Origin of the sequence: Sphaerotilus sp. (assembly GCF_041083715.1) — a bacterium.
In the GTDB taxonomy this organism is placed as follows: domain Bacteria; phylum Pseudomonadota; class Gammaproteobacteria; order Burkholderiales; family Burkholderiaceae_C; genus Sphaerotilus.
The window spans coordinates 1-8,638 of record NZ_JBFPGY010000219.1; the positions used below are offsets into that span (position 1 = coordinate 1).

9 protein-coding genes are annotated in these 8,638 nt (G+C 72.1%); 7 read left to right on the plus strand and 2 right to left on the minus strand.

Annotated features, from left to right (window positions below):
* On the minus strand, positions 1-690 hold a 690-nt coding region (locus AB3X43_RS09605; protein ID WP_369429619.1), incomplete at its 3' end, for a M14 family metallopeptidase.
* A gap of 222 nt (positions 691-912) precedes the next feature.
* Here AB3X43_RS09605 and AB3X43_RS09610 point away from each other — a divergent pair.
* From AB3X43_RS09610 to otnI, 7 genes are all read left to right on the plus strand, one after another.
* Complete coding sequence (locus AB3X43_RS09610; RefSeq protein WP_369429620.1) at positions 913-2,298, plus strand: ethanolamine ammonia-lyase subunit EutB; 1,386 nt, start codon at positions 913-915, stop codon at positions 2,296-2,298.
* Positions 2,295-3,053: an ethanolamine ammonia-lyase subunit EutC gene (eutC, locus tag AB3X43_RS09615; RefSeq protein WP_369429621.1), complete on the plus strand. Its 759-nt coding sequence runs from the start codon at positions 2,295-2,297 to the stop codon at positions 3,051-3,053. The genes AB3X43_RS09610 and eutC overlap by 4 nt, the downstream gene beginning before the upstream one ends.
* 76 nt (positions 3,054-3,129) lie before the next feature.
* Complete coding sequence (locus AB3X43_RS09620) at positions 3,130-3,873, plus strand: FadR/GntR family transcriptional regulator (RefSeq protein WP_369429622.1); 744 nt, start codon at positions 3,130-3,132, stop codon at positions 3,871-3,873.
* A gap of 44 nt (positions 3,874-3,917) precedes the next feature.
* The gene (ltnD, locus tag AB3X43_RS09625; protein ID WP_473965105.1) at positions 3,918-4,850 is read left to right on the plus strand and encodes an L-threonate dehydrogenase; all 933 of its coding nucleotides are present in this window, start codon (positions 3,918-3,920) and stop codon (positions 4,848-4,850) included.
* On the plus strand, positions 4,847-6,160 hold the full coding sequence (otnK, locus tag AB3X43_RS09630; protein ID WP_369429624.1) for a 3-oxo-tetronate kinase: 1,314 nt from the start codon (positions 4,847-4,849) through the stop codon (positions 6,158-6,160). Before ltnD ends, otnK begins: the two co-directional genes overlap by 4 nt.
* On the plus strand, positions 6,157-6,813 hold the full coding sequence (locus tag AB3X43_RS09635) for a class II aldolase/adducin family protein (RefSeq protein ID WP_369429625.1): 657 nt from the start codon (positions 6,157-6,159) through the stop codon (positions 6,811-6,813). The genes otnK and AB3X43_RS09635 overlap by 4 nt, the downstream gene beginning before the upstream one ends.
* A gap of 43 nt (positions 6,814-6,856) precedes the next feature.
* Positions 6,857-7,672, plus strand: coding sequence for a 2-oxo-tetronate isomerase (gene otnI, locus AB3X43_RS09640; RefSeq protein WP_369429626.1), 816 nt, complete (start codon positions 6,857-6,859; stop codon positions 7,670-7,672).
* 21 nt (positions 7,673-7,693) lie between these two features.
* On the opposite strand, the gene AB3X43_RS09645 is transcribed toward otnI, so the two are convergent.
* Positions 7,694-8,575: a pirin family protein gene (locus tag AB3X43_RS09645; protein WP_369429627.1), complete on the minus strand. Its 882-nt coding sequence runs from the start codon at positions 8,573-8,575 to the stop codon at positions 7,694-7,696.
* Positions 8,576-8,638 lie beyond the last annotated feature (63 nt).

Sequence of the window (8,638 nt, forward strand, 5' to 3'; positions counted from 1 at the left end):
CAGCACGGCCAGCCGGGCCACTTCCGGTGCCTGGGGGTCGCCATGCTGCCCGCATTCGAGCGTGACCCCATAGCCGCCACAGGCGCGCATGTACTCGGTCGTGCCCACGCCGAACTGCGGATCCGGCGCCGCACGGCCGAGCGCAGCCGCCGCGGCACTGGCCCGACGGCGCTCGACGCCGCGGGCATAGGTCTCCAGCCAGCCCTCCACCAACAGCGCAGGACCGAGTGCGGCCGCCAGCGCGGCCTCGGCCCGTGCATGGGCGAAGGGTTCGAGATCCCCGGTGTTGTCGCGCGGGCCGACCATCACGAAGGGTGCACCGGCGGTGTGGAAGGAATGCAGATCCAGGAGCACGTCGTGTGCCTGCAGCAGCGGGCACAGCACCCGTGCCACCCGGTCCTCGAAATCCTGCGGAATGGCGGGTGGCACCAGCTTGCGGTTCAGGTTGCGCTCGCCTTCGCGGGCGTGGCGGGCGTGGGCCAGCGCGTTGGTCACGGGCACCACCGTGAGCTGCCCCCGACGCAGCAGCAAGCGTCCCTCGTCGAAGGCGTCGAGCAGGCCGCGCAGGGCCTGCGTGCCGCAGGTTTCGTTGCCATGGACAGCGCCGAGCACGACCAGCCGCGGTCCGGGCTGCAGGCCGAGGTATTGGTGAACACGCAGGCTGGTCGGGTGTGCGGGAGAGCGGGTCATGGATGCGAGCATAGCGCCGACGACGACATTCCCCGGCTCCACATCTTCCCTTGGGTCAGCACACGCCAGTTATCCCCGGAGCCTGTGTATAACCCTGGGGACAGCCTGTGATCGGTGACGCCAAGTGCCTGTCACAGTGTGGTTTTCGTTGGAATGCTCACACTTTGAGCAGCAGGTCGAGAACGGATGACCTCCTGCCAACCCACATCTCTCCGGAGTGCCATGCCCTACGCACACACCCTCGGCGGCCATGTCTGGCAGTTCGCCGATCTGGCCACCCTGATGGCGCGGGCCACGCCCTTGCGCTCCGGCGATGTGCTGGCGGGTCTCGCCGCCCGCACGGCCGCCGAGCGCATGGCCGCCCGCATGGCACTGGCCGATCTGCCGCTGAAGACCTTCCTGAACGAAGCGCTGGTCCCGTACGAGACCGACGAGGTCACGCGGCTGATCCTCGACCACCACGACGCCACCGCCTTCGCCGAGATCGCCCACCTCACCGTGGGCGACTTCCGCGACTGGCTGCTCGGCGACACGGCCGACGAGGCCACGCTCGCCCGCGTGCGCCGCGGCATCACGCCGGAGATGGCCGCCGCGGTGAGCAAGCTCATGCGCCACCAGGACCTGATCCTCGTGGCGCGCAAGTGCCGCGTCATCACGCGCTTTCGCAACACGCTCGGCCTGCCCGGGCGGCTGGCGATGCGCCTGCAGCCGAACCACCCGACCGACGACCCGCGCGCCATCGCCGTCTCGATGCTCGACGGTCTGCTCTACGGCGCCGGCGACGCGGTGATCGGCATCAACCCGGCAGGCGACGGCCTCGGCCCGCTGACAGACCTGATGCGGCTGGTGGACGAGGTGATCCAGCGCTTCGAGATCCCGACGCAGTCCTGCGTGCTGACCCACGTCACCAACCAGATCCAGGCGATCGAACACGGCGCGCCCGTCGATCTGGTCTTCCAGTCCATCGCCGGCACCGAGGCGGCCAACCGCAGCTTCGGCATCGACCTGGCCGTGCTGCGCGAGGCGCGGGAAGCCGCGCTCAGCCTGAAGCGCGGCACCATCGGCGACAACGTGATGTATTTCGAGACTGGCCAAGGCTCGGCACTGTCGGCCAACGCCCACCACGGCGTGGACCAGCAGACTTGCGAAGCACGTGCCTACGGCGTCGCCCGCGCCTTCGACCCGATGATCTGCAACACCGTCGTCGGCTTCATCGGGCCGGAGTACCTGTTCGATGGCAAGCAGATCATCCGCGCCGGGCTGGAAGACCACTTCTGCGGCAAGCTGCTGGGCCTGCCGATCGGCTGCGACGTCTGCTACACCAACCACGCCGAGGCCGACTCCGACGACATGGACACACTGATGACCCTGCTCGGCACGGCCGGCGTCACCTTCCTGATCGGCGTGCCCGGCGCGGACGACGTGATGCTCAACTACCAGAGCACGTCCTTCCACGACGCGCTCTACCTGCGCGAGGTGCTCGGCCTGCGGCGCGCGCCCGAGTTCGAGGCGTGGCTGGCCCGCATGGGCATCGCGGACGCCGCGGGACGCATGCTGCCCGTCGCGTCCGGCCACGCCCTGCTGACGCACCTGGAGCGCCTGGGATGAGCGATGCGACCCCACTGACCACGCCCGACCCGTGGGCACACCTGCGGGCGCTGACACCGGCCCGTGTCGGCCTCGGTCGCAGCGGATCGAGCCTGCCGACGCACGCGCTGCTGGCCTTCGGCGCAGCGCATGCCATGGCCCGCGACGCCGTGCACCTGCCGCTGGACGCCGACGCGCTGTGCGCGGAGATCGAAGCGCTCGGCCTGCCGACGCTGCGCGTGCACAGCGCGGCGCCGGACCGCGCGACCTACCTGCTGCGTCCGGACCTCGGCCGCCGGCTCGGGCACGAAAGCGCCGTGCAGCTCGATGCCCGCGGTGCGCTCGACGCCGACCTGCTGCTCGTGGTCGGCGACGGACTCTCGTCGGCCGCGGTGCAGCGCCAGGCCGTGCCGCTGATCGACGAGCTGCTGCGGCAGCGGCCGGATGGCTGGCGGCTCGGCCCGGTCATCGTCGCGACCCAGGCCCGCGTGGCGCTCGGCGACGACATCGGGCAGCGGCTGGCCGCACCGATGGTCGCGGTGCTGATCGGCGAACGGCCGGGGCTGAGTGCGCCGGACAGCCTGGGCGTCTACCTCACCCACGCCCCGCGCGTCGGTCGCACGGACGCGGAGCGCAACTGCCTGTCGAACGTGCGCGCCGAAGGGCTGCGCCATGCGGAAGCGGCGCGCAAGCTGTGGTGGCTGGCGCAGGCGGCGCGGCAACTGCAGCGCACCGGGGTGGACCTGAAGGACCGGAGCGATCTGCTGGGCGGATAGGCGCACAGGCAGACCGGCCGGCCGCCGTATATTGCGTGGCCACGCAGCCTGCCCTTCGACGTCCGGACCCCGACCCATGCCCCCAGCCGATCTCCCGCCGGACGCCTTCCGTGCCATGCCCCCGCTGAAGCTCGGGGCACGCCTGTCGGAGCAGCTCGCCGAGGCGCTCATGGCGGGCATCCGCAGCGGGCAGTTCGTGCCCGGCCAGCGGCTGCCGACCGAAGGGGCGCTGGTGGCACGCTTCGGCGTGAGCCGCACGGTGGTCCGGGAAGCGCTGTCGCGGCTGAAGACGCTGGGACTGGTCGAGTCGCGCCAGGGGTCGGGCGCCTTCGTGCAGCAGATGCCGGCGCTGGATCCGCTGGTGCTGGCCCCCGACGGCTCGATCGACGCGGTGGTCCAGATGATCGAGGTGCGCCGTGCGCTGGAATCCGAGGCCGCCGCCCTGGCCGCGGCACGCCGCACGCCCGAGGCACTGCAGCAGATCCGGCGCGCCGTGCAGGTGCTGGACGACGCGGTCGCCGCCGGTGGCGACGGCGTGGCCGAGGACGTGGCCCTGCACACCGCCATCGCGCAGGCGGCCGGCAACCCCTTCCTGCTCTCGACGCTGGCCTATCTGCACGGCTTCCTGCTCGACGCCACCCGCGTCACCCGCGCCCACGAAGCCCGACACGCCGACCTGGCGCAGCAGGTGCGGGACGAGCACGCAGCCATCGTCGCCGCCATCGAAGCCGCCGACGTGGACGCCGCCCGCACGGCCGGCGCACAGCACATGCGGCACGCCGCCCGGCGCATCCGCCACGCCGAGGGTATTTCCGGCTGATGCACGTTCGAGGGATGGCGATAATTTGTACGACAACCTGACAAATCAATCCCCCTCTTTCCCAAGAACTCGCCATGAATGACCTTCCTATCGGCTTGATCGGCCTCGGCGCCATGGGCCGCGGCATGGCGGCGTCGCTGCGCCGCGCCGGCTACCGTGTCCACGTCTGCGATGTGCGCCACGAAGCGGCGCAGGCCTTTGCCGAGGAAGGTGGCGTCGCCTGCACCAGCCCGGCCGAGGTCGCCGCGCACTGCGAGATCGTCGTCAGCGTGGTGGTCAACGCGGCCCAGACCGAGGCCGTGCTCTTCGGCGAGCACGGCGCGGCGGCGGCGATGCGGCCGGGCAGCGTCTTCGTCATGTGCTCCACCGTGGACCCGCGCTGGTCCGTCGCGCTGGAGGCCCGGCTCGCGGCGCTGGGCGTGCGGTACCTGGACGCGCCGATCTCCGGCGGCGCCGCCAAGGCCGCGTCGGGCCAGATGACGATGATGACCGCCGGCCACCCCGACGCCTACGCCCAGGTCGGCGCGGCGCTCGACGCGATGGCCGCCAAGGTCTACCGGCTCGGCGACCAGGCCGGCAACGGCAGCAAGGTGAAGATCATCAACCAGCTCCTGGCCGGCGTGCACATCGCCGCGGCGGCGGAGGCCATGGCGCTCGGCCTGCGCGAAGGCGTGGACGCCGCCGCGCTCTACGAGGTGATCACGCACAGCGCCGGCAACAGCTGGATGTTCGAGAACCGCATGGCGCACGTGCTCGCCGCCGACTACACGCCGCTGTCGGCGGTGGACATCTTCGTGAAAGACCTCGGCCTCGTGCTCGACACGGCGCGCGCCAGCAAGTTTCCGCTGCCGCTGTCGGCCACGGCGCACCAGATGTTCATGCAGGCCTCCAGCGCCGGCTTCGGGCGCGAGGACGACTCGGCCGTGATCAAGATCTTCCCCGGCATCACCCTGCCGCAGCCGCAGGTCGAGCCATGAGCCGCCGCCCCCTGCTCGGCTGCATCGCCGACGATTTCACCGGCGCCACCGACCTCGCCAACAACCTCGTGCGCAGCGGCATGCGCACCGTGCAGACCATCGGCGTGCCCGACGAGACCGGCGGCCCGGTGGATGCCGACGCCCTCGTGGTCGCGCTGAAGTCGCGCACCATTCCTGCGGACGAGGCCGTCGCGCAATCGCTGGCCGCGCTGCGCTGGCTGCAGTCGCAGGGCGTGCAGCAGGTCTGCTTCAAGTACTGCTCCACCTTCGACTCGACCCCGGCCGGCAACATCGGTCCCGTGACCGATGCGCTACTCGATGCGCTGCACGGCCCCGGCCAGGGCTTCACCATCGCCTGCCCCGCCTTTCCGGACAACCAGCGCACGGTGTTCAAGGGCCACCTGTTCGTCGGTGACGTGCTGCTGTCGGACAGCGGCATGCGCCACCACCCGCTCACCCCCATGACCGACGCCAACCTCGTGCGCGTGCTGCAGGCGCAGACGCAGCGCCGCGTCGGGCTGGTGCCGCACGAGGTCGTGGCCCGCGGCGCCGAGGCCATCGCGCAGCGCTTCGCCGCGCTGCAGGCCGATGGCGTCGGCATCGCCGTGGTGGACGCGATCGGCAACGACGACCTGTACCGGATCGGTGTGGCGCTGGCCGGCATGCCGCTGGTGACCGCCGGATCGGGCATCGCCATCGGCCTGCCACAGAACTGGCGCACCGCGGGCGCACTGGCACCAGATGAAGCCGCGGACCGCCTGCCGGCCGCGACCGGCCTGCGGGCCGTGGTGTCGGGCAGCTGTTCGCTGGCGACCAACGCGCAGGTGCAGCAGTTCCGTCAGCAGGGCGGAACGGCCTTTGCCGTGAACCCGCTGGACATCGCGGCCGGCCAGGACGTGGTCGCGCAGGCGCTGGAATGGGCCGCGCCCCGGCTGGCACAAGGACCGGTGCTGGTCTACGCCACGGCCGAGGCCGAGGCGGTCCGCGCCGTGCAAGCCAGGCTCGGTGTCGCCGAAGCGGGCGAACTGGTGGAGCGCACACTCTCGCGCATTGCCGCCGGGCTGGTGCAGGCGGGTGTGCGGCAACTGGTCGTGGCAGGCGGAGAAACGTCCGGCGCGGTCGTGCAGGCATTGGGCGTGCGCCAGATGGCCATCGGGCCGCAGATCGATCCGGGCGTGCCCTGGACCGCGGCGGTGTCGCCCGTCTGCGCGGGCGACACCGTGCACGTCGCACTGAAGTCCGGCAACTTCGGCAGCCTCGACTTCTTCACCAAGGCCTTCGCGCGGCTGGAAGAGCAGGCCCGCCCATGATCGACACCGACGACCTGCGCACCGCGATCTGCCGCGTCGGCGCCTCGCTGTTCGCCCGGGGCTACGTCCACGCCAGCGCCGGCAACATCAGCGTGCGCACCGACGACGGTGGCTTCCTGATCACACCGACCGACGCCTGCCTCGGCACGCTCGTGCCCGAGCGGCTGGCCGCCGTGAACGCGGACGGCGTGCAGACCAGCGGCGACCGCGCCTCGAAGACGCTCACGCTGCACCGGCGCATCTACGCCGCCGACCCCGAGGCCCGCTGCGTGATCCACACGCACTCGACCCACCTCGTGGCCCTGACGCTGGCGGGCGTGGCGGACCCGGACGACATCGTTCCGCCGATCACGCCGTACTTCGTGATGAAGGTCGGCCACGTGCCGCTGATTCCCTACCACCGGCCGGGCGATCCCGCCGTCGCCGACCTGGTCGCCGCGCGGATCGAGGCGGCGCGCGCCGCCGGCACGCCGCTGCGCGCGGTCATGCTCGACCGGCTCGGCCCCAACGTCTGGCACCGCAGTCCGGCCGAGGCCAGCGCGGTCCTCGAAGAGCTGGAAGAAACCGCGCGGCTGTGGCTGCTGACCCGCCCCGCCCCGCTGACCGGACCGCAGATCGAGGACTTGCGGCAGCATTTCGGCGCACGCTGGTGATCCGGACACCGCCAGCGCCCCTCACCACGCACCTGGACACGCCATGCCCCGTTTCGCCGCCAACCTGTCGATGCTCTACAACGAGCACGCCTTCCTCGACCGCTTTGCCGCCGCCGCCGCCGATGGCTTCCCGGCCGTCGAATACCTCTTCCCCTACGCCTTCGAGGCCGCCGAGATCGCCCGGCGGCTGGCCGGCCACGGACTGCAGCAAGTGCTGTTCAACGCGCCCCCCGGCGACTGGGACGCGGGCGAGCGCGGCATCGCCTGCCTGCCGGGGCGCGAGGCCGAGTTCCGCGACGGCTTCGCGCGGGCGCTGGACTATGCCCAAGCACTCGGCTGTCCGCGCGTCCATGTGATGGCCGGTCTGGCGCCGCAAGGCGTGGAGCGTGCGCAGCTGCAGGCGGTCTACGAGGGCAACCTCGCCTGGGCCGCCGGGCAGGCCGCCGCCGCGGGGCGGGCGGTGCTGATCGAGCCGATCAACCCCCGCGACATGCCCGGCTACTTCCTGAACCGCCAGGACGAGGCGCACCGCATCGTGCAGGCGATCGGCACCGCGAACCTGCAGGTGCAGTTCGACCTCTACCACGGCCAGATCGTCGAGGGCGACGTGGCGATGAAGCTGCGCCAGTACCTGCCCACCGGGCGCGTCGGGCACCTGCAGATCGCGGGCGTGCCGATGCGGCATGAGCCGGACCTCGGCGAGCTGAACTACGCGTACCTGTTCGACGTGATCGACGAGGTGTCGGCGGCCTGCGGCTGGCAGGGCTGGGTGGGCTGCGAGTACCGGCCGGCGCGCGGCGCGGTCACCGGTGGCACCTCGGACGGCCTGGGCTGGCTGCGGCGCGCGTCGGCCGCCTGAGCGCCGGCCCGCCCCGCTGGCCTATCCGCGCCAGGGCGGCGCGGCGATGCGGCCGGTGTCGCCCGGGATCGGCGCGAACCCGCCCTCCGCCCAGCGGCGGGCGGCGTCGGCGATGCGCTGGCGGTCGGTGGACACGAAGTTCCACCACATGCGCACAGGCTGCGCCAGCGGCGCGCCACCGATCACGACGAACCGTGCCCCTGCCGGCCCCGCCTGCACCGCGGCCCCCTGCCCGGTGGGCAGCACGGCCATCTCGCCCGCGCCGACCGGCTCGCCGTCGACCACCAGGCCGGTGGTCGGGCCATACAGCGCCATCTCGGGTGCCAGCGCCGGCAGGTTCAGCACCGCCTGCGGCGGCAGCGTGACGTCAAGGTAGAGCGTGGGCGACGCCGCGCGCACCGGGCTGCTCACGCCCCAGGCCTGCCCGACGAGCACCTGCGCCTGCCCGCCCTCGGGCAGCTCCACCACCGGAATGTCCTTGGCCGGCACGTGCTGGAAGGCGGGGTCGGTCTCCTCCAGCTCCGGTGGCAGCGCCACCCAGAGCTGCAGACCGTGCGCCGGGCGGGCGTGGCCGCGGTCGTCGTCGTGGGCGCGCTCGCTGTGGACGATGCCGCGGCCGGCGGTCATCCAGTTCACCGCGCCGGGCTCGATCGCCTGCACCGTGCCCAGGCTGTCGCGGTGGATCTGGCGGCCCGCGAAGAGGTAGGTGACGGTCGCCAGGCCGGTGTGCGGGTGGCCACCGACGTCGCTGTCCACCTCGGGGGCGAGCGTCACGGGCCCGAAGTGGTCGAAGAACACGAACGGACCCACAGCGCGCCGCGCCAGATCCGGCAGGATCCGGCGCACGCGCAGGCCCGCGGCCACCTCGCTCTGGCGGCCAGACAGTCGAAGCAGCTCGGTCATGGCGGACCTCCTTCAGGCCGCAGTCGATTCACCGAGGCGGCCATCGCGGAAATCGCTCAGCGC